Consider the following 24,067-nt stretch of genomic DNA (forward strand, 5'->3'; position numbering starts at 1 on the left):
CGGCGCGTGAACGCCGGGCGCTCTCAGTGGGTCAGGCCTGCTCGGCGTCGGCGGCCGGGGCCTCGGTGGCCTCGGCGGCCGGGGCCTCAGCGGCCGGAGCCTCGGCGGCGGGGGCCTCGGCGGCGGCGTCGGCCGCGGGGGCCTCGGCGTCGTCAGCCTTCTTCTCGCCCTCGAGCAGGTCGCGCTCCCACTCGGCGAGCGGCTCGGCGGCGGCCTTCTCGCCCGGCTTCGAGTCACCGGTCGCGGCACCGGAACGGGCGATGAGGCCCTCGGCGACGGCGTCGGCGATCACGCGGGTGAGCAGGGTGACGGAGCGGATCGCGTCGTCGTTGCCCGGGATCTTGTAGTCGACCTCGTCGGGGTCGCAGTTGGTGTCGAGGATCGCGACGACGGGGATGTGCAGCTTGCGCGCCTCACCGACCGCGATGTGCTCCTTCTTGGTGTCGACGATCCAGACGGCGCTGGGAACCTTCGACATCTCGCGGATACCACCGAGGGTCTTCTCCAGCTTGATCTTCTCGCGGGAGAGGACCAGGAGCTCCTTCTTGGTGAGACCCGAGGCGGCGACGTCCTCGAAGTCGATCGCCTCAAGCTCCTTCAGACGCTGGAGGCGCTTGTAGACGGTGGAGAAGTTGGTGAGCATGCCACCCAGCCACCGCTGGTTGACGTACGGCATACCAACGCGCGTCGCCTGCTCGGCGATGGCCTCCTGGGCCTGCTTCTTGGTACCGACGAACATGATGGAGCCACCGTGCGCGACGGTCTCCTTCACGAACTCGTAGGCGCGGTCGATGTACGACAGCGACTGCAGCAGGTCGATGATGTAGATGCCGTTGCGCTCCGTGAAGATGAAGCGCTTCATCTTCGGGTTCCAACGGCGGGTCTGGTGACCGAAGTGGACGCCGCTTTCCAGCAGCTCCCGCATCGTAACGACGGCCATGGCCATCTCCTTGTTTTCTCGGTTTGGTTCCTGACGCCCCGTTGCGCCCTGCCCCCGAAGAGGGGACCGAGAGGTGCTGGCACGCGGCCTGACCGGCCGCTGCTGGGGCGTGCGAAGTCGACCCGGTGACCCGGATCGCCACAAGAAGTGTACGGGACCCGGCGGTATGCCGGGTGACGCACTTGTCCACACCGGCCGGTCCGTCCACAGGCGCGGGCGGGCCGCGGGGGCCGGCGGGGACGCTGGGGGGCATGACGACACTGCTGCTCAGCCTGCTCCTGGCCCTGGCCGCCGCCCCCGGGGTGCGCCCCCTGCCCGCGCCGCTGGCCGTGGTCCGGTGGTGGGACCCGCCGCCGGGGCCGTACGCGGCCGGGCACCGCGGCGTGGACCTGGCGGCCCCGGTGGGCGCGGAGGTCCGCGCGGCAGGCCCTGGGCGGGTGCACTTCGCCGGGCCGGTGGCGGGGCGCGGGGTCCTCTCCCTGACCCTTCCCGGCGGGCTGCGGACGACGTACGAGCCGGTCCGGCCACTGGTCACGGAGGGCGAGGAGGTGGCGGCGGGCCAGGTGGTCGCGGTCCTCACCGAGGGCGCCCACTGCTCCGCGCCCTGCCTGCACTGGGGGCTGCTGGCGGGCGAGACCTACCTCAACCCGCTGACCCTGCTCCCCCGGCCCACGCCGCGCCTGCTGCCGGCGGCGCCGCCGCCCGCCGGGTCATCCCGTGACGCCGCGCAGGGCCATGGCGACGGCGGTCCGCGTGACGACCTCGGGCTCCTCGGCCGCGCCCAGCTCGATGCGCCGGACCGCCGCGTCCACGACGCCCTGGAGCAGCATCGCGGCGAGGCGGGGCTCCGGCTGCCCCAGCGCCCCCAGCGCCTCGACGATCATCGCGACCAGCCCGCCGTGCGCCGCGCGGATCTTCTCCCGCGCCCCGGCGTCCAGCTCGCTCGCCGAGATCGCCACCACGGCCCGGTGCCGCCGGTCCCCGACCAGCGCCAGCTGGCTGCGCACGTAGGCCTCGATCTTCGCCTCCGGCGCCTCCGCCTGCTCCATCGCCGCCTCGATCTCGGCGGCCCAGACGGGGAAGTCCACCGCGCACAGCTCTTCGACCACGGCCGCGCGGGAGCGGAAGTACTCGTACACGGACGACCGGGCGAGGCCCGTCCGTTCCGCGAGGGCGGGGAAGGTCAGCGCCTCCGTCCCGCCTTCGGACAGCAGGGAACGCGCGGCGTCCAACAGGGCGCCGCGCTGCATCGACCGGTGCTCGGCCACGGAGGCCGCTCGAATCCTGGGCACACGTCCACTCTACGGACGTGCGCAAGACCGATCGCCGTCATCTCCCGACATCCGCCAGCTTCGCGCGCAGTTGCAGCACCGACTTGGTGTGGATCTGACTCACCCGGCTCTCGGTGACGCCGAGCACGTTGCCGATCTCGGCCAGCGTGAGCCCCTCGTAGTAGTAGAGGGTCACCACCGTCTTCTCGCGCTCGGGCAGGGTGTTGATCGCCCGCGCCAGCAGCCGGCGCAGCTCTCGGCCCTCGGCCACCTCCACCGGGTTGTCGGCGGCGGTGTCCTCCAGGGTGTCCATCAGCGACAGGCGGTCCCCGCCCTCCCCGCCGACGTGCAGCAGCTCGTCCAGCGCGACCACGTTGGCGAGGGACAACTGGCTGAAGACGGTGTGGAGTTCCTCGACCGCGATGCCCATCTCGTCGGCGACCTCGCACTCCGTCGGGGTGCGCCGCAGCTGGGCCTCCAGCGTGGCGTAGGCCCGCTCCACGGCCCGCGCCTTCTGCCGGACGGAGCGCGGGATCCAGTCCAGCGCCCGCAGTTCGTCGATCATCGCGCCCCGGATCCGGGTGATCGCGTACGTCTCGAACTTGATGGAGCGGTCGATGTCGAACTTCTCGATGGCGTCGATCAGCCCGAAGACCCCGGAGGAGACGAAGTCGGCCTGCTCCACGTTGGGCGGGAGGCCCACGCTGACCCGGCCGGCCACGTACTTCACCAGGGGCGAGTAGTGCAGGATCAGCTGCTGCCGCAGCCGCTCGTCACCCGACTCCTTGTACGCGCGCCAGAGCGCCTCCAGGGACGAGGGTGCGGTGGACCGCACGCTGCCACGGGCAGCGGGGGGCACCGCAGCGCGGTCAGACCCTGAGGTGTGCTGGGGCATGCTTCGCCTTTGCCGGAGCGGGATTCCTTGGGAACGCAGCGTGACGGAAGTGTCGCGGTGCGCGAAGAGTACGGGATCGCGCGGAGGTGCTGGGGCGTCCGGACCCGCGCGGGCGACCCGGGACCGGCGCCTGGCGCTCGGTCCCGGTGACCGCCACCGGGAAGACCGCGTCTCTCATCGGCTTCACTCTTTCACCGGAACGCCCCAGGTCAACGACCGCCTCGCCGGGGGGTGTCCGTTTGCGTGCCTCTTCCAGGTGTCTGCCCGGCCAACTGCCAGCCGTCGCCCTGCCGTTCGACGAACCCCAGAGAGTGAAGTTCGTACAGTCTGCCGATGACTTCATCGGTACCGGTGGCCGCGGCGAGGGCCACCTCCGCCACCTGCGCGGGGCGGCCGGCCGGGAGGGCTTCGAGGACCCGGGCGGTTTCCGGGTCGAGCAGGTCCCGGGCGAGCACCGGGCCGCGCCGCTCGGCAGCCAGCTCGCCGATGCCGCCGACCAGTTCGACGACCTCGGCGGCGTCGGTGACGAGCACCGCCTCGCCGCGCAGCAGTTCGTGCACCCCGGCGGAGAGACCGCTGGTGGCCGGGCCGGGCACGCCCATTCCGGCAGGTACCGGCTCGGCTCCGGCCCCGTCCGCCAGGACACGGGGGTCCACGCGGCCCTCCACCCGCAGCGGGGGCACCAGGTCCAGCGCGGGGACCACGGTGCCCGCGTCGGGCAGGGCCGCCATGATCTGATCCCAGACCCCTCCATTGGCCCACGTCTTGTACCGGGTGTGGACGCCGTTCCACCCGCCGAACCGCTCGGGCAGGTCGGCCCACCGGACTCCGGTCCGCGCCTTGTGGAACATGGCGTCGAGCATCAGCCGCCCGGGGACGAGCCTCCGGTTCGGGTGCTCCGGCTCCCACGCCTTGACGATCGGCTCGACCAGGGCCCACGCCTCGTCGGTCAGGGTCGGCGGGACGAGCCGCCCGTTCGCCTTGAACCACTCGGTCATGGAGCAGGCCAGCCCCAGCTTGGCCTTGGGCACCGGGCCGGTGATGGTGACCCGCACGTCGAGCAGGGCAAGCACCTCGGTCTGCTCCGCCGGGGTCATGTCCGCCAGCCGGGTGCGCGCCACCGTGGCCAGCGCCTCAAGGTCCCGTGCACGCCGCTCGGTGGCCTCGGTCTCCTCCAACCAGGCGGCAGCCTCGGCGCGAATGTCGGCGAGCTGTCGCCGCTCCTCGATCAGGGCTGCTGTCACCTCGGCAATGGCCGACGCGGGCAAGCCTGCCTTGGCGTAGTCCTTGACCGTGGTCGTGATAGCCCGGTCCAGGTTGGCGATCTGTCGGTCGAAGTCGGCGATGCGGTCGGCGTGCTGCACCTGGTCGCCAGCCGCCATCCCGACCCACTCGGCGGCCATCGCCTTGAGCCGGGCGGGGTCGCCCAGCAGCTCGACCACGTCGCGCCAGACCGCGCCCTCAATTGCGTCGGCGTCCACCATGTCGCACGTGCACTTCGGGTCGCCGGGGAACTTCGACGCCTTGCCGGAGCACCGGTACCAGCGCCCTGGTCGGCTGGTCCGCTTCATGCCGACCGAGTGCGCACCGCACGTATTAAAGAGACGCTTCGACAGGGGGTACCCGTGCGGCTTGGACTTGGGCGTGCCGTTGGCCAGCCGCCCCATGGCTCGGTTGAGGTCGGCCACCTCGTCCGGGGTGAACACCGGGTCTAGCTTGATGATGACGGTCTGGCCGTTGACGGGGGTGCCGTCACGGTTGAACTTGGCGCCATGCCCGGCCTTGGTCCGGTTGGGGTTTCGGAAGATCACGCGGGCATTCAGCGTGGACTCGGACAGCAGCTTGGCCCGAGCGTTGGCGGCCGACCACAGACCACCCGCACGGGTACGGAGGCCAAGGACGTTCAGCCGCTCGGCAAGCTCGTTGGTGTTCATCCCGTCTTCGACAACCAGCCCCCACATGGCGCGCAGGACCAGAACCTCAGCCTCGCACTGGACGAGGTGTGATTTCCCCTTCTGCCCCTGGCAGCAGATCTTGTACCCGTAGGGCGGCTGACCGCCAGGCCACCCGCCTTCCTCGGCCTTCTCCTGCAACCCGCCTTGGGTGCGCTTGCGGATGACCTCGTATTCGGTCTCGGCGTAGTCGGCGGCGGCCCGCATCTTCTTGCGACCCTCGGAGGTGCTGTTGTCGTAGTCATCCTCTACAACGGCGACGTACACCCCGAGGTCCTCCAGCGCCCAGACCCAGCGCCAGAACGCCCGACCCGTGCGCCCGATGGCCCGACCCTCGTTGACGACCACCATGTCGAATGGGCGCGGGGTCCGGTGGGCGTCCTCCATCAGCCGCGCGAGGTCGCCACGGTCGGCCGCCTCCAGGGAGCCGCTGACGCCCTCGTCGGAGTACGTCCCGACGTGGTCCCACCCCTTGCGGGCAATGTGCCGGGTGGTCTTCTTGCCGGAGTAGGCAATGCCGTACCCCTTGGCCTGCTCCTCTGTACTTACGCGGAGGTAGTCCACCGCCCGCAGCGCGGGCTGCGCCACGCGGTCGATGACTCCCATTGCGATGCCGAGAACGTCCGTGTTTCGCTGGGCCATGCCGATCGAGTCCTGTTCTTTCGGTGATCCGGCCCGGCGAGGGCTCCACCCCTCGCCGGGCCGCTGGCTGCCTGCGGTCAGATGAGCCGGAACTTGGTAGTGGTCTTGGTCGCACCCATGCCGTCGGTGTAGGTGAAGGTGTCGCCCTGCACGGTGCCGACCCGGTCCCAGCGGCCCACCTTGGCGGTGACCTCGACGGGCGGCTCAACCTTGGCGGCAACCTTCTTGGCGGCTCGGGCCGCTGCGCGGGTGGCCTTGGCGGCGGCCTTGTCCTCGGCGCGCTTGATCCCGGCGGTGACCATGTTGGCGAAGATGAACTTGCTGGCGTGGGTGGCCGCGTCGGCGGTGGTGTTCACGCCGTCGCCGTCCCGGATCACGTCGTGGCCCTCGGCGCCCCAGCGGATCAGCGCGCTCTTGAGCTTGGCGTCGTGGCCAGGGGCGAACACCCGGGCCGTCGTGGCGGTGCAGCCGGTCGTCAGCTCCTCGTCCCACGCCAGGTCGCCGTCCACGTCCCGCAGGTTGACCAGGACGCTGTACCGGCTGCACTCGCAGCGGGTGGGCTCGGTGGCGGTCTTCTTGGCGGTGGTGTTGGCGGCCATTTCATTCTCCCCTGAATTCCCCGAATTCCGGCCTGTCCGGAATTATGAGGTAAATTAAATCAGCCGATTTGCGCGGGACACAAGTTGGTGCGGAGAATGGGCGTCACAAAGCCTTTTCGCGCACCACAATTCACGGCACGTAATTGTCACGACGCGTAATTGTGACTGTAGCTGTAACTGTCTCTGTGGCACCCCCTCCATACCCCCCGTGCCCGGACACATCCCCGGCGAGAGGGGGTGTCCGGGCACGGGCCACAGTCACAGCTACAATTACCGGCCGTGATCGCCGTAATTCACGGTTTCAGCCGGGATATGGACGGCGGGCGGCGGGGCCTCGCTGGCGAACTGGGCCACCTGCCCGCCCCGGATCTGCCGGGCCTTCACCCGCCAGTGGGCCACCTCGCCCACAACCCACCGCGCGACCCGGTAGCCGACGTACAGCCCAGCAGCCAGGGCCATCGAGCCCAGGACCGGGCCGAGTCGGGCGTAGGCGTAGGCCCCGCCACAGGCCACGGTGCACCCGGCGGTGAGCCAGGGCGAGGACCAGAACCGGAACGGCCGCGCGGTGGCCCCGGGGGCTCCGGCGACCGGCCGGGGGCGGCCAGCCTTGGTCAGGCCAGCCCGCCGCTTCGCCTTCGTGTTGTGGGTGTAATTCGCGCCGAACGAAACCTTCTTGCCGTCGCGAGTTTTGAATTCCGGGCGGAATATCTTGGCGCCCATCTGGGCATCCCTTCCGGCCACCCCAACATGCGTGCTTTCCTGGGGGTGCCCTTTTAGCGGGGGGCGTTGTGGGGCCGACTTTCACCAGTGAGTCGGCCCCACACTTATGCGTGATTAGAGGTACTGGCCGGTGCCGTCGAGCTTCTTGGCCTGACGGCGGACCTCGGCCTTAACGGATTCCGGCTTGGCAGTCGGCATGGCCTGGAGGATGCTCGCCACGACGTCCGGCCTGCTCGTGCCGCTCGCGAGCTGCTCGCGCGCCAGCTCGGCCATGCTCGGGGTAGCTGCTCGGTGCTCGTGCTCGGTGAGAGGGGGTGTGCTCGCCTGTTGCTCGGGCCGGGCGAGCACCGGACGAGCCTGCTCGGGGTGCTCGTGCTCGGTGCTCGGGGCTGCTCGCTCCACCACGAGGGTGCTCGGCTGGCCCAGGGCCGCCAGCTCGTCGGCTGCTCGGGCCCGGGTCCGGTTCAGCTGGCGGGTGACCGTGATCATGGCGAGCTGCGCGTTCACCTCGGCGGTCTCGGCCTCCACCCACTGACGCGCCTTGCCGTCCAGGTCTCGGGCCGTGTGCCTCATGACGACCAGCCACATGCCCTTGGCGAGGGCCGACACCACCGCGCCGAACACGCCCACCCAGACCGACCCGGCCACGTTGCCGTGAGTGAAGATCGCGCCCATCGAGATGGCGAGCGCCACCCACCCGGCGACCTTGGGCAGCGTGGCCTTGCGGGGGTCGTACCGGCTCAGCCACTCGGTGGCCATGCAGATGATCCAGGCAAGGTCGAAGACTCCGGCGACCAGGTAGCTGACCCAGGTCGGCGCGGCCTGGCTGAGCAGGTCGCCGATGCTGACGGTCGACCAGGCCACCGCGCCGAGGATGACCGCGCAGGTCGTTGCCAGAACCGCCTTGAGGACGAGGTCATCCCAGTCCTTCGGCAAGACCGGGAACTCAACCTCGTACTGCTCCTCGACCTTGTGCTCCTTGCCGTTGATGACGTGCGGGACGAGCCTCGTGCGCTGCTTGCTCCTGGTCTTCATGGCGTGGTCTGCTTTCCGTGTGGGGGCCGTCCCGGTTGCTTGCTGGCGCGAGGGACGGCCCTTGCTTTGTGTCCTGACGTGACAGCCCGAGTGGTGGGCGGCACGGGCGGGCTGATTCCCATTCCGGGTGCCGCTCTGGGTTGGGAAGACCGGCTGGCTCCGTGGTATCTCCGAGGGCCTCGGACGGCCGGGGCGGCACCGAGTACCGGGCCGGGGGTCTCGTGCGGCGGGAGATACCACGGGAGGCCGGGACGACCTATACGGGACGGCTGCGGCGCCCCCGGTCCTCTTCCGCCACGGCTTCGGACCGCCCGTCCGCGTACGTGCGGATCACCTCGCCGGTCGCCATGTCGCGCTGGTCCACGTAGCTGCGGAGGTCGGGGGCCTGCCGGAGCTGGCGCGTGCTGGCGGTCTTGATCCACTCGGCCATGTCGGCCTCGGAGATCTCGCCCCGGCTGCCGTCGTTGACCGGCTTGCCCTCGTGGACCTCGTGGTCGGTGACCCGGGCCTTCTCCCGGTAGTGGAAGCCCTCGGCGGGGTTGATCCGTCGGGTGCGAAGGGATTGGCGCAGTTCGTCCACGCTCGGGCCGTCCGTGTCCGCCGGACCGTGGCTGGCCTCGCTGAATTCACGATTCGTCATTGGGGGTTTCCTCCTGGGATATCGGGTCTGAATAGCGGTTACTGCGTTCGTTCCACCAGCCGGGCACTTCTTCGCCCCTGGCCTCGGCTTCCTCCAGCTGCTCCATCCCCTCGGCGGCTTTCCTGATACCCGCCAGCAGCTCACCCATAAGCGACTTGCCCTCTTCAATGGCGTCGTCCTGGGTAAGCTCGGGCTTCATGCGCCGGTAAGCCTGGGTGGCATCGCTAATGGCCTTCCAGGCAAAGGCCCAGTCGCGATAGGTGGTGGCCGCGTCGGCGTAGGCGATGGCGACGGCCACCCGGTCGGCCAGAGCCTCGGCAAGTCCGGCCTGCCGGAGATTTAGATCGGAGATTCGGGCCTTGAGCGCCTTCTCCGTCTGCGTCCGGTCGAAGGTCATTCCGTTGCGCTTGGCGATTCTGGAAACGGTCGCCGTCGAGACTCCGGTCAGTTTGGCGATTTCATTCCGGCCGAGCCCTTGACCGATGAGGCGTACCACTTCCCACGCGCGACCCTGTACCAGGGCAGCGGCGCCCGACTCCCCTTCGACCCCTGCCGGGTCCGGCTCATTCGCCATCGGTCCACGCCCGCTTGAGGAGGCCACGGACCTGCTCGATCAGCTCGAATTCCCGGTCGGTGACGGCCCGTTCCACGAGCGCTTCCAGCTCGTATCCGGCGGCCAGCAGGAACGCGGCCTTCGGGGTCGCCCGGACCACGTCCCTGGTGTGGGGTCCCGGTTCGACCATCAGGCCGTCGGGCTCCTTGATGAGCGGCTTGATCCCGTCCTCGTCGAGTTCCCACCACTTGACCATGTCGACGTCGGTGCCGAATTTCGGGTGCCTCGAAATGGCCACCCATCCGCGCTCGGCCGTCAGGTACTCGCTCACTTGGCCACCCCCGCCGTGATCTCTTCGACGTCGCACCCGAGGATTTGGGCCAGGAATACCACCGAATGTGAATTCGGCCTCGCCCTTCCGGTTTCCCAACGCCTGACCGTCAAGGGGGTTCGCCCGATTTTCGCAGCCAACGCCACACGACTCATTTGGCGACCTTCCCGGATGCGTCGCATAGCCGTTCCGTCAAACACCTGTAACCACCTCCTGGATCTGCTCGATCTCTAGAACAATCTGATCATGGTCTTTGCGATCCCCATAATTAGCAGGGAGACAAGTTGACGTGTGCGCAAGTCTTATTTGGGAGCAGGTGGCAGCAGTTTGAAGACCACCCGTCCCCCGTAACCGATCTCGGCGAAACGGTCGGCCACCGCCGCCGCGTTGGACTTAGGAATCACAGTCCAGTGCCACATGCAGTTGAACCCGGGTCGCGCAAATTCGGTACGCAAGAGCTGGTCGAGCTGTCCGCATCCAGGCCCCTCGGTTATTGAGGCCAGACACCAATCCGGGTCATACAGGCCGTGCGTGCGGATGCTGGCACGTCGCGGACCAAGAACAGCTGCGCTGTGTGCTCTGAGAAATTTCATTGCCAACCCTTCGCCGACCGTCACGTGTCGTGACTGATCTGAAAACTCGTCGTTACTGGGGGCTGTGCCACCCCGCGCCATACGTGCCATATCTGCCATATGGCGTGCTACAACGTGTCTTTCCTGGCGCTTGTACGTACCGAGTGCCATAAGAACCCCGTCTGCTGCATGTCATATGGCAGATATGGCACACCCCCTCTGGCCTGCGAGCTTTTCCCGCTGCGCAAGGCCCCGTCATATGGCACGAGATATGGCACGGAGGGTTCCCATATGGCACGCCCCCCGGTCGAGAGGCTGGGGGCGTGCCATATGAGGTCAATTGGTGACGAGCCGAATACCGGTGAAGTACCAGTTCTTGTCATCCTTGGAACGAGACCTGTAGCTCTCGATCTTCGGGTTGTACGCCTTCAAGTTCTTGGCGAACGTGGACTCGGTGCCGGGCGCAAACTTCCGCTGCTCGCACCATGAGACCCAGACCTGGAACAGGATGTTCTTCACGGCCTTGTACTCCGGGCTGACCTCGCACAGGTGCTCAACGAACGCCTTTACCTTGGCGGTTGAGTCCTCGAAGTCGTCACGCGTTCCCGCCGACGCCTTCGGCTCGATGAACCGCCCTCGCTCGGTCAACCTGTCGAGGCCGTCGAGGGACCAGCGCAGGATGGCCGGAATCTCATTGAGGAGACGACCACGCAAATGCTGGTCTTCCTTATTGAGGAACGAATTCGTCATGACCAGGATTACGAACCGGCCAGCGAACGCACCTGACGAGTCGGCGAATGACGGCAGCTCATTCGACATGAGCATTACGCGCGCCGAAATCCGGCCGATCCAGGGCTCTCGGTTCTTGCGGTCCACCGTCAGAACACCCTGACCGATGACGGACAGCAGGCGCTCCAGGATGACGTCACGGTCTCGGTTCGGCGACCGCGCGTCGTCAATGATGGCAATTGACTTACCGATGAGCGACTGAAGGCCGAAATTCTGCGAGAGGCTGGACAAGGTCGGACCAGCCATGTTCTGGTACCCGACCAATGCTTCGAGAATGGCCGCGATGGTGCCCTTTCCAGACCGGGGCGGACCTATCAGCATCAACGCCTTCTGGAGGTCGGTCTGACCCGAAAGCACGTATCCGAACCATTCTTGAAGCGCCTTGACCGGCTCGTCGTCGTCCGGCCAGACCGAGGCCAGGAACTTGAGCCATTCGGTCGGCGCCTCGTCGGTGTCCTCGTAGTCGTACGGGAGCGACGAGGTGTTGAAGTAGGCGGGGGTGGCCGGGGACATGGTCCGCTTCTTAAAGTCGAGCAGACCGTTCTGGAAAGCAACCACCCGTCCGCCGTCACCGCCGTCGAGCCAGCTACCCGACTCGGTGTCCTGGCTGAGGAGGCTGACGTTCTTGACGGCGTTGGCGACGTCGTTGACCCTCTGGGTGTTCGGGTTCCAGGGGATCATCTTCCTATCGCCGGTCTCCTGGTCCTTGCCCTCGTACTGCGCATGTTCCAAAGCGGCCTGGATGCTGGCGGTGATGCTCTGGTTCTCGACCTCGCGCCAGTGGGCTCCGGTCCACCGCATCCACGAGCCGCGCCAGCGCAGCAGGGTCGGACGGCTCTCGGCGGTCCACATCCGTTCGACAGTCTGCCTGGCGACCTTGACGGGGCTGTCCGGGCTCGGCATCCGGTTGCTCTCCTGCTCTGAACGCCAGATGGATCCGACCGTCTTGGTGAAGGCGTCTTCCTCGATCGGGTCGGCGCTGGCCTGGTTGATGTTCCACAGCACCGCGCGGTAGACGTCCTCGGAGTCGAACCGCTTGGCTATGGTTCCGGCGATGCTTGCCAGCCAGTTGTTGCCTCGTTCGCCCAGAACCGGGTCCAACATGAGCTTCTGCGCGATCTTGCTGCCGCCGCCTCCGCTGACTTGGGCGTCCTTCCGCTGACGAGGCTGGTTCTCCTTGCGGAGGCACTCCGGCGCGTCCATCAGCTCGCCGTCGAGCCATTCGTACCGGCGGCCTGACTTGTGGAAGCTGGGCGGCATGATGACCCCGCCCCCGTCGCCTCGGAAGTCGAAGCCAAGGGCGTCGTCGGAGTGGCATTCCCAGGGCCGGTTGTCGTCCGGCCGGATGCGGAAGTGGAGGTGCGGCTTGGTGCCGCCGTCGCGGCCCGACGAGACCTTGAGCGCCGAGTTGAAGACGGCCTCTCCGAGCCGCTCCCGCCAGTAAGTCACGGCCTTGTCCGAGTCGAGGTCGAGGACGACCCGCTTCGAGACCTGCCCGGTGGCCAGCCACAGACCGTGGCCCCGGAAGGTCAGCGTGTCATACAGGTCGGCGAGGTCGGGGAAGGTCGGGCGGCCCTTCTTCACCCATTCCTCACCCCACTTGATACCCATGCCGTGGGGGGACTTGTCGCCTCGCTTGACCGGGAAGACGGTCAGACCCTGGGCGTGGAAATCAGCCCACGCGTCGGCCAGGCGCTCCGCCACTTGCTGGGCGGGGAAATGCCGTGCTTCGATTGTGGTGTTGGTCATTGGGTGTACCGCTTTCTCGAACGGCCCCGTCGGCTGGTCCCCGGCGGGGTCGAGTTGTGTCCGGAGGTCAGTCGGTGGGGGTCGGCCGAGGGCCGAACAGCAGGCGGATGAGGCGTCGACGCTCGGCGTCGGTCATCGGCCGGGCGTCCTTGGCGATCACGCGGCCACCTCGCCCCGGGTGATGAGGGCGGTGTACTCGACGCCGAGGGCGTCAGCGATGTGGCCGATCGTTGCCAGGGTCGGTGTGCTCCGTCCGCACTCGAAGGCGTTGACTCGGACCCGGTCGCCGGTCACAGCAACGCTCAACTTGCCTTGGGAGAGTCCGCGTTCCTCGCGGAGCCGACGCAGCGCGTCAGGATCGAACTTGAGAGACATGGATGACCCACTCGAAAGGGGTGCCCCAGGGTTGGGCTCGACAGAGTCGGCGTCACATCCATGCGATGGCTACTACCTGCTGACCCCGACCTGGTAGCCACGGCTGCCGGGGTGTAGGACCACTCCACCACACCATTTCGGCCCGGCGGTAGTAGTGGCGGCGGTTGCGTTTGGAGCAAGCTAACGAGTCGTGATTGCCGATCACGGGAAGTAAGGCCGGCCGGGCCCTCCGGGTTGGCAACATGAGCCCATGCCGCTGCAACCCGTTGAAGCCACCCTGATAGCCGCGTCCGTGACCTCGCTCGTGTCGACGGTCGCCGTGGTGGTCACCCACCGACTGACCCAGGCGCGCGAGCGACGTCACCGCGTGTGGGACCGCCGCATGGACACGTACGCCGAACTGAGCAAGACCTACATGATTGTCGGCGAGAACCGGGAGTACATCCGCCGACACATGAAGGCCGCCGAGGATTTCCTGCCCGACTTCACCGACGACGCGTACGCCCTGTTGGACGCGAAGCTGGCCCTGTTCGGATCCCCCGAGATCATGCACCTGAGCGAGCGGACGTTCGAGGCTCTTGAACAGTGGGTTGCCAAGATCAACGCCTGGATCGAGTTGGCACACCCAGACGGGTTCGACACCTTCGTGCCGAGCCGCAACGCCGACCGAGCGTGGCAGGAGTTCGAGGAAGCGGCCGACCTTGCCAAGGCCGCCGATCTGGAACTAGCAACGGCGCTCCTGCTGGAGGCGCGGTTCAAGAAGGCGTGAGACCGCAATGACGGAGTGGATTATGCGCTGTGACCCAGGCCACTACGCTGGTTGTGACAGGGAGTCAGCAGGCCACGACGGGAGCGTCGCATGAGTTCAACTGAGGATCTGATCAGGCAACTTCGGGCACCCGACCAGCGCGGGATGGGGCGGATCGAGGAGGCCGAGTACGGCGTCCCGAACGTCGAGCGGCTCACCCGGATCGACAACGCCGCCGTCACCATCCGGTCTTGGAACAGCCGCTGCATTCCCGGCCTGCTCCAGACCCCCGAGTACGCGATGGCGCTCACCGAGGCGATCAACCCGCATCTGCCGATGATGGAGGTCCGGCGCCGGACACTGCTCAAGTCGGCTCGCACCCAGGCGTTCATGCGTCGCACGCTGACCGGCGATCTTCGCCTCGCATGCTTCCTGGTCGGTGAAGAGGGCATCATTCACTCGACCCAAGACACGAACGCCCATGCGATGCAGCTCCGGCACCTGCTCATGATGAGCGCCCACGAGAAGGTCATGATCCAGGTCCTGCCGGGCCACAAGATCCCGCCCGCCCTGTCGGATCACTTCCTGCTGTGGGGCCTTGAAGAGGAGACCTCGGACCCGGACGGGCCCAAGATCCCCAAGCAGCGCATGGGCTACATTGAGACGATCATGGGCGGGTGGTACTCGACCCGCCTGGACGACATGGCCCGGATGCACTCCGGGTTCTCCGACATGATCCGGGAAGCCATGTCGCCCGAGGACTCCCGGACCTTCATCCGAGAGGTGCTCAACTCATGGCGCGCAGTACAAAGCCGAACGTCACCCGAACCCACGCTGGAGCCCCGTTCGAGTTCTCCAGCTACACACAGGACGACTGCCTTGGAGTTGCCGCCCCCGCATCCGGAGGTGTAGCCGTCCTCGACTCCAAGCACGTCGACGGCCCGATAGTCGAGGTCAGCGGCGGCGCGTGGCAGCCGTTCCTGAACTGGGTCGCCAGCTGACCCGAACTTCCACAGCGCCCCACCCGGCCAACTCGGTTGTGGTGGGGCGCTGTTGCATGCCCGGTCGCCATCAGTTGCGGTAACATCGCCGCCAATGGATCCAAGGGTGGGTCCCTTACCCGTTCGTTCTGGCGAACGAGGAAGTCAGGAAAATCGCTCCAGTTGGCTAGGCGACGGGTAAGTCGACGTCGCCTAACGATGTGGGTCAACAAGGGCGGCGGTGGCTAAACACCACCTTTATGACATGTACCACCCGGGCTGAGAGCAACGGCCCAAACGAGAACAGCTACGTCGCACATCTGCGTAGGTGTCTCGACCCGAATCGAAGGTTCGGATCGAGGCTGCCTACGCCCGCGATCCGACCCATAACTAGGGAAGGTCGGATCGGTGGACGGCACCGCCATCATCGTCATCCTCGCCATCGCTGGCGTGGCCTCTGTGCTTCTGTTCGCGGTCAAGGGGCTGCTGGATCAGGTCCCTGACGTGATCGATTCAGCCGGTCGGGCCCGAGATGCCTGGGACCGCTTCAAGAAACCCGGCGCCACGGCTCCCCCGCAGCAGGACCAGGAGCCACCCGCCGCCGCATAGCCACGCGCGGGCTCCGGTGGCCCCACGGAGCGCACGAGACCACGCCCCGGCCCCCTGTGCCCGGCAGGCACACGAGAGGCCCGGGGAGGTATCGTCCCGGGCCTCGGTGCTGTCAGGGCTACTTGATGGGGCGAAGCCGGAACGGACCGGCCGCCCCGGGGCCGAAGAGAACCCCGTCAGGCTCCCGGTCGGTCTCGACCCACACGGCCCGCCCCGCATGGTCCGCAAGGAATCTTTCAAGGCCCTGTGTCAGGTCGTCGTCCCAGCTTCCCCGCTCGGGCGGCTCGTACGCGGTCTCGCCCTGCAACCGGCGGACACGCTGCCACTCGGCACCGACACAGATCTCGATCTGCAACAACTTCATGGCGTACAGCGTCCTGGTTCCCGGCCAATCCGGGAACCGGGCCTCTGGCCGATCAGGCGGCGTGGTCCAGCCGGAACCGGATGGGAGCCAGAGCGGCACCTCCGGAAATAGGTGTGGGCACGCCCATGGTGAGCCGGCCGAGCCGCTGGGCCCGGCGGGCGGTGACCAGCGAGCCGCTGCGGTGGGCCGCCTCCACCACCACCGTTCCCCGGGTGAGGGCGGCGATGACGCGGTTGCGGAGCACGAACCGGCTGGGCGTGGGGTGGCTCCCCGGTGGCAGCTCCCCCATCACCAGGCCCTGTCCGGCGATCCGGCCGAGCAGCCCGGCGTGTCCGCGCGGGTAGGCCACATCCACCCCGCAGGCCAGTACGGCGGCGGTGGCCCCCGCGGAGGCGAGGGCGCCCCGGTGCGCGGCGCCGTCGATCCCGTACGCCGCGCCGGAGACCACCACCCAGCCGCGCTCGGCGAGCCCGGTGGCCAGGGTCTGCGCCATGTGCGCCCCGTACGGCGTGCAGGCCCGCGCGCCGACCACGGCGACGGAGCGCAGCGCCCAGGTCCGCAGGTTGGGCCGGCCCCGCAGCCACAGCCCGACGGGCCGCGCGTCGCCCAGGTCGTCCAGCTGGGTCGGCCATTCCGCCGAGCCCGGGCAGATGAACCGGGCCCCCGATCCGGCGGCCGCCGCGAGGTCCCGCCGGGGGTCGGCGAGCGCGGCCCGGCCGCGGTAGCCGGCGAGCCGCTCGGGCCCCACCCCGGTCAGCGTGCCGGGCGGGGGAGCGGGCCCGGTCAGCAGCCTCATCAGCCCGACGGCCCCGAACTCCCGCAGCCACCGGCCGCCGTGTTCCTCCCCCGGTTCCAGCACCCGGGTCAACGCGGCCCGGGCCAGCTCCTCGGCCTCCTCTCCCTCCCCCGCGTCCACCGCGGGGCCGGGCTCCTGGAGCGGTGTGCGGTCCTGTTCCTCGGGCGGGGTCACGATCCGCCTCCCGGGGGGAGGGTCGCGCCGCGGGCGATGCCGGTGCGCAGCTCCAGGGCCACCGCCACGTCGAGCGCGTCGGGGCGGTCGCGGCCCCGGAGGTCGGCCACGGTCCAGGCGACCCGCAACACCCGGTCCAGCCCGCGCGCGGTGAGCAGCCCCCGCTCCAGGTCCCGTTCGGCCTGGGCCAGCGCTCCGGGGGCGGCCGGCCAGCGGGTCCGCAGTTCGTGCCCGGGCACCTCGGAGTTGAGCCGCCACGGGGTGTCGGCGAGCCGCGCCGCGGCCCGGGCCCTGGCTTCCCGCACCCGGTCGGCGACCGTCGCCGTGTCCTCCCCGCGGCCGCCCCGGCCCAGCAGGTCGGACCGGGTGACCGGTTCGACCTCCACCCGCAGGTCCACCCGGTCCAGCAGCGGGCCGGACAGCCGCGCCTGGTAGCGCCGCACCACGGAGGCCGGGCATTCGCAGCCGGCCCCTTGCAGGTTGTGCCTCCCGCACGGACAGGGGTTGGCCGCGAGCAGCATCAGGAACCTGGCCGGCAGCCGTACCACCCCGGCGGCCCGGGCGATCACCACGTGCCCCGACTCCAGGGGCTGGCGCAGCGCGTCCAGGGCCTTCGCGCTGAACTCGGCCGCCTCGTCCAGGAAGAGGACGCCGCGATGGGCCAGGGAGACCGCCCCGGGCCTGGGGACCCCGGCTCCGCCCCCGACCAGCGACTGCATGGTCGCCGAGTGGTGCGGGGCGCAGTACGGGGGCTTGGTGACCAGCGGTTCGCCGGGCGGGAGGATGCCCGCGACCGAGTGGACGGCGGTGACCTCCAGCGAGTCCTGCCGGGTGAGCGGCGGCAGGATCCACGGGAGCCGTTCGGCCAGCATCGTCTTGCCCGCGCCCGGTGGCCCGCTGAGGAAGAGGTGGTGTCCCCCGGCGGCGGCCACCTCCAGGGCCCGGCGCGCGGCGTGCTGTCCGGCGACATCGGACAGGTCGGGGTGGTCCGGGGCCTCGCCCCCGCTCCCCGCGCCCCGCGCCAGGCCCGTGCCGAGTCCGGCGCCGGGGACGAACAGGCCGGCCAGCATCGGATCCGGTCGCCCCGGCGGATCCGGGGGTTCCTCCTCGGGCACCACCCCGTCGGTCAGCACGGCGATCAACTGCCGCAGGCTGCGCACCCCGAGCACCGACACGTCGGGGACCAGCGCGGCCTCGGCGGCGCACTGCTGCGGGACCACCACCTGCCGGTACCCCGCTTCGGCGGCGGCGAGGACCGCCGGGAGGATGCCGCGCACGGGACGCACCCGGCCGTCCAGGCCGAGCTCCCCGATGAGCACGAGGTCGGCGATGGCTCCGGGGTCGACCACCTCGGCGGCGCCCAGCACGGCGGCCGCCACCGCCAGGTCGAAGCCCGCGCCGCCCTTGGGTACGGAGGCGGGGCTGAGCCCGACCGTGAGCTTCTTCTGCGGCCAGGCGGCTCCGGAGTTCACCACGGCCGCCCGCACCCGGTCCCGGCTCTCGACGAGGGTCTTGTCGGGCAGCCCGACCAGGGTGAAGGCGGCGACCCCGGGCTCCAGGTCGGCCTGGACCTCCACCACCACGCCGTCGACGCCGACGAGGGCGACCGAGCAGGCTCGCGCGAACCCCATCAGGCCACCCCCCTGACGTGTTCCACCACGGGCGCACCGCGCCGCGGCAGTACGACGCCGACCAGGTCGATGCGCACGCCGCCCGCCGGCGGTCCCCCGTGGTCGGCGAGCCAGCGCCCGGCGAGCCGGCGCAACCGCTCGGCCTTGCCGGGCCGGACGGCGGCCATGGGGTGCTCGAACTCCCCCGCCCTACGGGTCTTCACCTCGCAGACGACGAGGGCGTCCCCGTCCCGCGCGACGATGTCGATCTCGCCGCTCCGGCACCGCCAGTTCCGCGCGAGGACGGTCATCCCCGCCTCGGTCAGCCTGCGCGCCGCGAGCTCCTCGCCGTACCGGCCCAGGGCCCGCTGCTGCGATGCCCGCCCCGCCGGATCCGGACCCCGCTGTCCCGGCGCCCGCCCCGCCAACGCCTCTTGTGCCACGCGCTTCGCGTCCATCCGGCACCACCTCCGACGCCGACGGTCCCGCTTCCCCACCGATCCTGTGGATCTTGGTGGACAGCGGGACCGTTGTGGACAACCGCGTCACCCACACGACGGACGCGAACGCGCGGGCCGCCTCAGCTGCCGGGCAGTTCGAGATCGGTCTTGTTGAGCTCCTCGATGTTCACGTCCTTGAAGGTCAGCACCCGTACCTGCTTCACGAACCGGGCCGGCCGGTACATGTCCCAGACCCACGCGTCGGCCATCGAGACCTCGAAGAACACCTCTCCCTGAACCGAGTGCACCTGCATCTCGTAGTCGTTGGTGAGGTAGAAACGGCGTTCGGTCTCGATCACATACTTGAACAGCCCGACGACGTCGCGGTACTCGCGATAGAGCTTCAGCTCCATCTCGGTCTCGTACTTTTCGAGGTCCTCGGCACTCATGGCATGTTCCCCTTCAGCCGTGCGTCCCCCTATTGTGCGCCAGGCCTCCGCGCCCCTAAACGATTTCCGGGGCGAGGACCACCGGCACACCCGGAGGACCGACGTCGAGCAGCGTCCGGAGCAGCCCGGCGAGTTTGGTCGGGTACACCGTCTCATGGGCCGCGAGAAGTTCCTCGGAGGTCCACCACCTGGCACCGCTGACGCTGCGCCGCTCCAGCTCGGTCAGCCCGCCCATCGCGGTCTCCGCGCGGACCGTCCGGGTGCGGGCGAGGAAGTACCACTCGTCCTGCTCCCAGCGCCGCCCGTCGAAGGGGAAGGAGCAGTACCGGTGCCACAGCACCGGCCCGAGCTCCACGTCCTCGATCCCGGTCTCCTCCGCGAGCTCCCGCAGCGCGGCCTCTTCACGGGTCTCCGCGCCCTCCAGCCCGCCGCCCGGGGTGAACCACCAGTCGTCCGACGGGTCCCCCGGCTCGAAGCCGTGCAGCAGCAGGATGCGGTCCTCGGGATCCAGCAGGATCACCCGCGACACCTTGCGGGGGCCGCCGCCAGCGGCCGGCTCAGCCGACACCGACCGGCTCCCGCCGCCGCCCGCGCCCGAGAACCCGCACCAGCGGCCCGTACGCGGCCCCGATCACCACCAGGAGGGCGCCGCCCAGCACCGCTGCCGCCTGGAACCGCAGCGGCCCGGCCTTCGAGGTGCCGCCGGGCAGCGGTTCGTACGTCTTCGGGCGCTCCACCATCCGCAGCGTGGGCCAGGCCAGGGCGTCGACGCGGGCACTGACCTCGGACCGGGGCACCGTCCCCTGGCCCGCCTCCTGGAGGTGCGCCCGGGAGTCGATCGAGACGGACCGCCGGTCACCGAGCAGGAACAGCTTGCCCTCCGGCACCGTCACCTCGAACGGCGTGTTGGAGGCCACGACCGGCAGCGCGCCCGCCGTGTCGGGAGCGCCCGGCGCACTCGACGCGCCCGCGCCGCCCGAGGCGCCCCCCGTACTCGGCGTGCCCGACTCCCCGAAGGCGCCTACCCCTTCCGGCTTGGGCTGGTCGATGTACGGCTCGTCGAGCTCCTTGCCGTTGACCGTGAGCCGGCCGCCCTGCCCACAGCACTTGACGGTGTCGCCGCCGATGCCGACGACCCGCTTGAGCATGGGCGAGTCGCTCCACACGGAGTCGTTGAAGATGACGACGTCGCCCCGGCGCACCTCGGCGCCGTCGATGCGCTGCGCCAGCACCCGGTCCCCGGGGTTCACCGTCGGCATCATCGAGTCGGTCGGCACCGTGTAGGGCTGGTAGACGACCGCACCCCAGATGAACCCGCCCAGGAAGAGCACAAAGCCGATGGCCACGGCGATTCCCGACAACACGTTGCCGAGACCGCCGCGGCCATCTTTCTGTCCGCGTATTACCTGTGTTCCGCCCATTGCAGCGCCCCCATACCCGGACCGTTGACCTGGGCGGCACCCTACCCGGCGGTACGACCCCGGGTCAGCCTCCGCTTGCGCCACATCACGAGCGGCACGGCACCGGTGACTCCGAGTGCGGCCGGGCCGAGCCCGACCGGGGCCAGACCCGAGGCGCCGAGACCCAGCGCACCCGCCTTGGCCTGGTTGCCGATGCCCGGCTGGTCGAAGGTGTCCGGCACCGGCAGGGTCGCCCAGCGGGTCAGCGGCCAGGCGACGACCACGGCCCGCCCGACGACCTTGTCGACCGGCACGAAGCCCTGGTTCTTGTCCTGCATGTGGTAGCGGGAGTCCTGCGAGTTCTGGCGGTGGTCGCCCATCACCCAGATCTTGCCCTTGGGCACCGTGATCGGCCCGAACGGGGCGTCGTCGCACGCGGTGTTGCCCGGGTAGATGTACGGCTCGTCCAGCTCCTTGCCGTTGACGACGACCGGGCCGCCCTTCTTGCACTCGACCGTGTCCCCGCCGATGGCGATGGTCCGCTTGATCAGGTCCTTCTCGTCGGCCGACGGCATCAGGCCGATCTTGCTGAGGATCTGCTGCGCGAGGTTGGGCTGCGGGGTGGGCTCCCCGTCCAGCCAGCCGGCCGGGTCGTGGAAGACCACGACCTCACCGCGCTCGGGCTCCGAGCCGAACCACGGGGTCAGCTTGTCGACGAGGACCCGGTCGCCCTTCTGGAGCGTGTCCTGCATCGACTCGGAGGGGATCGAGAACGCCTGGACCAGGAAGGTCTTGATCAGCAGGGCCAGCAGCAGGGCGATACCGACGAGGAGCGGGAGCTCCTTCCAGAAGGAGCGCTGCGGACGCGCCGCGTCCTCCTCGCCCTCCTTCTCATCGGCCTCGCGCTTGACGGCATCGTCCGGCCGCTCCTCGCCTTCGTCGCGTCCGGATCGAGCGCCTACCGCCACATCCCCCACATCCACTCCTTCATCGCAAAGTCGCCGCCCGCGCCGGATCGGACACGGGCCCTCCCCTCCCTTAACGAGCGGGAGTTCCCTAGGGCTCGGGAGACCGAGGACACACTATGCGAACGGTGTGCCCCTACGGCGCCTGCCGGGGCCGCGCCGCCCGGTCCGCGCCTGATCCGGCACCATGCGGAAGGTGGCCGGTGTCTCCAGCCGGCGCCAGTGTCCGAACGGCCAGGCGATGACGACCGCCTCCCCGACCACGCCCTCCTCGGAGATGGTGCCTTGGTAGGCCTCGTCGAGGTGGAAGCGGGAATCGGCCGAATTCGCACGGTGGTCACCCATGACGAACAGCCGCCCCTTGGGCACGGTCACCTCGAAGCGGATGTCCGAGGGCGTATTGCCGGGGTTCACGTAAGGCTCATCGAGCGGCGATCCGTTGACGGTGACCCGGCCCTGGGCGTCGCAGCACACGACGGTGTCCCCCCCGACGCCGATGACCCGCTTGATCAGGTCCTGCTCGTCGGCGGAGGGCAGCAGTCCGATGAAGGTCAGGGTCTGCTTGATCTGCTTGACCACGACCGGGTCGGGGGCGGACCGGGCGGTCTCGCCCCTGAGCCAGCCGCCGGGGTCCTTGAACACGACGACGTCGCCCCGCTCGACCTTGGAGCCGAACCACGGGGTCAGCTTGTCCACGAGGACCCGGTCGCCGATCCGGATGGTCTGCTCCATCGAACCGGAGGGGATGAAGAACGCCTGCACCAGGAAGGTCTTGAGGACGAGGGCGATGCACAGCGCCACGATGACCAGCAGCGGGAGTTCGCCCACCCGGCGGGTACGGCGCCGCCGCTTGACCCGGCGCGCCAGCCGCCGCCGGTCGGCCCGGCCGCCGCCGGCCTCCGCCCCCACGGATTCGGACGCGGACCTGCGCCGGGTGCCGGGGTCGCGCCGGGTGCCGGGATCGCGCCGGGACCCGGGCTCACGCCGGGACCGGGGCTCGCGCTCCCGTACGGTCTCGAACCGCGTCAGGGTTTCCGGCTCCGGCCGGGGTCGCGGCTGAGGCTCCGGCCGCAGCTGGGGCTGGGGCTGCGGCTGCGGCTGCGGCTGGGGCTGGGGCTGGGGCGCACGCTGCGGCTCCGGCGCGGGCCGGGGCGCCGGCCCACCGGGCGATTCGGGCGCGCGCCAGAACTCGGGCGGCCGCCGTGGCGGCGCGGGCTCCCGCAAGGGCGGCACGGGCTCGCGCCGGGGCCCGGGCTCGGGCTCGCGCCCGCTTCTCGGCCTGCCCCGGCTACCCATGACCGCCTCCGGTACCCGCTCCCGGGGCGGCGCCCTCGGTGGAACCCGAACCCACCCCGCCCCAGCGCGTCACCGGCCAGCCGATCCAGTCGGCCCGTCCGATCACCTTCTCCACCGGCACCATCCCCCCGCCCGGCTCGCCCAGGTGGTCCCGGGAGTCCCGGGACTGGGAACGATGATCACCCATGACCCACAGGGCCCCCAGCGGTACGGCGATCCGGAAGGGCACCTTCGAGGGGGTGTCACCCGGGTAAAGGTACGGCTCGTCCAGCGGGACCCCGTTGACCTTGATCCGGCCGCCCGCGTCGCAGCACACCACGTCATCGCCTCCCACTCCCACGACCCGCTTCACGAAGTCGGTGTCGGAGGGCTCCGCGAGCCCCAGCGCCGAGGCGGCGCCGTGCAGGGCCTCGCCGACCGCGTTGCCGCCGGCCCCGGCGTGCTCCGGCACGAAGGAGCCGGTGCCGTCGAAGACGACCACGTCCCCGCGCTTCGGCCGGTCTCCGAACCTGTACGCCGTCTTGTTCACCAGCACCCGGTCCCCGACCTTCAGCGTCGGCTCCATCGACCGGCTCGGGATCAGGAAGGGCTGTACGACGAAATTGCTGAGCAGCAGCAGGAAGACGGTGCAGACCACACCGAGCAGTCCGGCCCGCCGCCAGGTCAGCCCGCCCACCCCGCGCATCCCGCGCAGCCCGGGGAACGCAGAACGCGGCCGCTCCTCCCCCTGTGCGGGAGAGGAGTGGCCGCGTCGTGTGAGCTCTGCTTCGGTGTCCATCGGGTGCGAGCCTATCCGGCCGCCCCCGGAACCCGGAGGGGAGATCAGCGGTCGCGCTTCTCCTTGATCTTCGCGGCCTTGCCGCGGAGCTCACGGAGGAAGTACAGCTTGGCGCGACGCACGTCACCGCGGGTGACGAGCTCGATCTTCTCGAAGATCGGGGAGTTCACCGGGAAGGTGCGCTCCACGCCGACGCTGAAGGAGACCTTGCGAACGGTGAAGGTCTCGGAGACGCCAGAGCCCTGGCGACGGATGACAACGCCCTTGAACTGCTGGATACGGGAGCGGTTGCCCTCGATGACGCGGACGTGCACGTTGATCGTGTCACCCGGGCGGAAGGCCGGGACGTCGGAGCGGATCGAGGCGGCGTTGACGCCATCGAGCAGGTGAGACAT

Annotated in this window: 26 protein-coding genes and 3 pseudogenes; 5 read left to right on the forward strand and 24 right to left on the reverse strand. The window is 69.6% G+C overall.

What is annotated here, in order from left to right; all coding sequences use genetic code 11:
* Positions 1-31: 31 nt before the first annotated feature.
* Positions 32-940, reverse strand: a complete 909-nt coding sequence (rpsB, locus tag IE248_RS00390; RefSeq protein ID WP_073798399.1) for a 30S ribosomal protein S2 — start codon at positions 938-940, stop codon at positions 32-34.
* Between the two features lie 251 nt (positions 941-1,191).
* Here rpsB and IE248_RS00395 point away from each other — a divergent pair.
* Positions 1,192-1,530, forward strand: a pseudogene (locus IE248_RS00395) (peptidoglycan DD-metalloendopeptidase family protein); the annotation flags it as partial.
* A 120-nt stretch (positions 1,531-1,650) separates the two neighbouring features.
* Here the strand turns inward: IE248_RS00395 and IE248_RS00400 are convergent.
* From IE248_RS00400 to IE248_RS00455, 12 genes are all read right to left on the reverse strand, one after another.
* Positions 1,651-2,208 carry a TetR/AcrR family transcriptional regulator gene (locus IE248_RS00400; protein WP_008737581.1) on the reverse strand — a complete coding sequence of 186 codons (558 nt, stop codon included), beginning with the start codon at positions 2,206-2,208 and terminating at the stop codon, positions 1,651-1,653.
* Positions 2,209-2,269: 61 nt separating this feature from the next.
* Positions 2,270-3,106 carry an RNA polymerase sigma factor WhiG gene (whiG, locus tag IE248_RS00405; RefSeq protein ID WP_008737580.1) on the reverse strand — a complete coding sequence of 279 codons (837 nt, stop codon included), beginning with the start codon at positions 3,104-3,106 and terminating at the stop codon, positions 2,270-2,272.
* A gap of 209 nt (positions 3,107-3,315) precedes the next feature.
* Complete coding sequence (locus IE248_RS00410; protein ID WP_190029745.1) at positions 3,316-5,700, reverse strand: recombinase family protein; 2,385 nt, start codon at positions 5,698-5,700, stop codon at positions 3,316-3,318.
* 77 nt (positions 5,701-5,777) lie between these two features.
* Complete coding sequence (locus tag IE248_RS00415; protein ID WP_190029746.1) at positions 5,778-6,299, reverse strand: hypothetical protein; 522 nt, start codon at positions 6,297-6,299, stop codon at positions 5,778-5,780.
* A gap of 270 nt (positions 6,300-6,569) precedes the next feature.
* Positions 6,570-7,019 carry a hypothetical protein gene (locus tag IE248_RS00420; protein WP_190029747.1) on the reverse strand — a complete coding sequence of 150 codons (450 nt, stop codon included), beginning with the start codon at positions 7,017-7,019 and terminating at the stop codon, positions 6,570-6,572.
* A 114-nt stretch (positions 7,020-7,133) separates the two neighbouring features.
* Positions 7,134-8,054, reverse strand: coding sequence for a protein transporter Sec31 (locus tag IE248_RS00425; RefSeq protein WP_190029748.1), 921 nt, complete (start codon positions 8,052-8,054; stop codon positions 7,134-7,136).
* A gap of 256 nt (positions 8,055-8,310) precedes the next feature.
* A complete protein-coding gene (locus tag IE248_RS00430) occupies positions 8,311-8,694 on the reverse strand; it encodes a hypothetical protein (protein ID WP_190029749.1) in 384 nt (127 codons plus the stop codon).
* On the reverse strand, positions 8,681-9,268 hold the full coding sequence (locus IE248_RS00435; protein ID WP_190029750.1) for a hypothetical protein: 588 nt from the start codon (positions 9,266-9,268) through the stop codon (positions 8,681-8,683). Before IE248_RS00435 ends, IE248_RS00430 begins: the two co-directional genes overlap by 14 nt.
* Positions 9,258-9,578, reverse strand: a complete 321-nt coding sequence (locus IE248_RS00440; RefSeq protein WP_190029751.1) for a hypothetical protein — start codon at positions 9,576-9,578, stop codon at positions 9,258-9,260. The genes IE248_RS00435 and IE248_RS00440 overlap by 11 nt, the downstream gene beginning before the upstream one ends.
* Complete coding sequence (locus IE248_RS38525; RefSeq protein WP_350878133.1) at positions 9,575-9,760, reverse strand: helix-turn-helix transcriptional regulator; 186 nt, start codon at positions 9,758-9,760, stop codon at positions 9,575-9,577. Before IE248_RS38525 ends, IE248_RS00440 begins: the two co-directional genes overlap by 4 nt.
* A 726-nt stretch (positions 9,761-10,486) precedes the next feature.
* Entirely contained in the window at positions 10,487-12,688 is a 2,202-nt protein-coding gene (locus IE248_RS00450; RefSeq protein WP_190029753.1) for a phage/plasmid primase, P4 family, read from the reverse strand.
* 156 nt (positions 12,689-12,844) lie between these two features.
* Positions 12,845-13,063 (reverse strand): helix-turn-helix domain-containing protein, encoded by a 219-nt coding sequence (locus IE248_RS00455; RefSeq protein WP_190029754.1) that lies wholly within the window; start codon positions 13,061-13,063, stop codon positions 12,845-12,847.
* Between the two features lie 250 nt (positions 13,064-13,313).
* Between IE248_RS00455 and IE248_RS00460 the strand changes: the two genes are divergently transcribed.
* The 4 genes and pseudogenes from IE248_RS00460 to IE248_RS00470 all read left to right on the forward strand — a co-directional run bounded on the left by IE248_RS00460 (position 13,314) and on the right by IE248_RS00470 (position 15,400).
* Complete coding sequence (locus IE248_RS00460) at positions 13,314-13,832, forward strand: hypothetical protein (protein WP_190029755.1); 519 nt, start codon at positions 13,314-13,316, stop codon at positions 13,830-13,832.
* A gap of 144 nt (positions 13,833-13,976) precedes the next feature.
* Positions 13,977-14,723: a DUF5753 domain-containing protein gene (locus IE248_RS37105; RefSeq protein ID WP_229895073.1), complete on the forward strand. Its 747-nt coding sequence runs from the start codon at positions 13,977-13,979 to the stop codon at positions 14,721-14,723.
* A 2-nt stretch (positions 14,724-14,725) separates the two neighbouring features.
* Positions 14,726-14,812, forward strand: a pseudogene (locus tag IE248_RS37110) (DUF397 domain-containing protein); the annotation flags it as partial.
* Positions 14,813-15,199: 387 nt separating this feature from the next.
* Positions 15,200-15,400 (forward strand): hypothetical protein, encoded by a 201-nt coding sequence (locus IE248_RS00470; RefSeq protein WP_190029757.1) that lies wholly within the window; start codon positions 15,200-15,202, stop codon positions 15,398-15,400.
* Between the two features lie 118 nt (positions 15,401-15,518).
* Here IE248_RS00470 and IE248_RS00475 read toward each other — a convergent pair whose 3' ends face one another.
* The 11 genes and pseudogenes from IE248_RS00475 to rplS all read right to left on the reverse strand — a co-directional run bounded on the left by IE248_RS00475 (position 15,519) and on the right by rplS (position 24,067).
* Entirely contained in the window at positions 15,519-15,764 is a 246-nt protein-coding gene (locus IE248_RS00475; RefSeq protein WP_190029758.1) for a hypothetical protein, read from the reverse strand.
* A 97-nt stretch (positions 15,765-15,861) separates the two neighbouring features.
* Positions 15,862-16,680: pseudogene (locus IE248_RS00480) on the reverse strand (DNA-processing protein DprA); the annotation flags it as partial.
* A 50-nt stretch (positions 16,681-16,730) separates the two neighbouring features.
* Positions 16,731-18,365 (reverse strand): YifB family Mg chelatase-like AAA ATPase, encoded by a 1,635-nt coding sequence (locus tag IE248_RS00485; protein WP_100582777.1) that lies wholly within the window; start codon positions 18,363-18,365, stop codon positions 16,731-16,733.
* Complete coding sequence (locus tag IE248_RS00490; protein WP_008737535.1) at positions 18,365-18,802, reverse strand: YraN family protein; 438 nt, start codon at positions 18,800-18,802, stop codon at positions 18,365-18,367. The genes IE248_RS00485 and IE248_RS00490 overlap by 1 nt, the downstream gene beginning before the upstream one ends.
* Before the next feature lie 122 nt (positions 18,803-18,924).
* Entirely contained in the window at positions 18,925-19,233 is a 309-nt protein-coding gene (locus tag IE248_RS00495; RefSeq protein WP_008737534.1) for a DUF2469 domain-containing protein, read from the reverse strand.
* A 55-nt stretch (positions 19,234-19,288) separates the two neighbouring features.
* Positions 19,289-19,801 carry an NUDIX hydrolase gene (locus IE248_RS00500; protein WP_190029759.1) on the reverse strand — a complete coding sequence of 171 codons (513 nt, stop codon included), beginning with the start codon at positions 19,799-19,801 and terminating at the stop codon, positions 19,289-19,291.
* On the reverse strand, positions 19,791-20,654 hold the full coding sequence (lepB, locus tag IE248_RS00505; RefSeq protein WP_190029760.1) for a signal peptidase I: 864 nt from the start codon (positions 20,652-20,654) through the stop codon (positions 19,791-19,793). The genes IE248_RS00500 and lepB (IE248_RS00505) overlap by 11 nt, the downstream gene beginning before the upstream one ends.
* Positions 20,655-20,695: 41 nt before the next feature.
* Positions 20,696-21,610 carry a signal peptidase I gene (gene lepB / locus IE248_RS00510; RefSeq protein ID WP_373301437.1) on the reverse strand — a complete coding sequence of 305 codons (915 nt, stop codon included), beginning with the start codon at positions 21,608-21,610 and terminating at the stop codon, positions 20,696-20,698.
* A 105-nt stretch (positions 21,611-21,715) separates the two neighbouring features.
* Positions 21,716-22,507 carry a signal peptidase I gene (lepB, locus tag IE248_RS00515; protein ID WP_373301438.1) on the reverse strand — a complete coding sequence of 264 codons (792 nt, stop codon included), beginning with the start codon at positions 22,505-22,507 and terminating at the stop codon, positions 21,716-21,718.
* A 379-nt stretch (positions 22,508-22,886) separates the two neighbouring features.
* Positions 22,887-23,672, reverse strand: coding sequence for a signal peptidase I (gene lepB, locus IE248_RS00520; RefSeq protein WP_190029763.1), 786 nt, complete (start codon positions 23,670-23,672; stop codon positions 22,887-22,889).
* A 44-nt stretch (positions 23,673-23,716) separates the two neighbouring features.
* Positions 23,717-24,067: a 50S ribosomal protein L19 gene (rplS, locus tag IE248_RS00525; RefSeq protein ID WP_008737520.1), complete on the reverse strand. Its 351-nt coding sequence runs from the start codon at positions 24,065-24,067 to the stop codon at positions 23,717-23,719.

The organism is Streptomyces goshikiensis (assembly GCF_014650555.1).
GTDB classification, from domain to species: domain Bacteria; phylum Actinomycetota; class Actinomycetes; order Streptomycetales; family Streptomycetaceae; genus Streptomyces; species Streptomyces goshikiensis.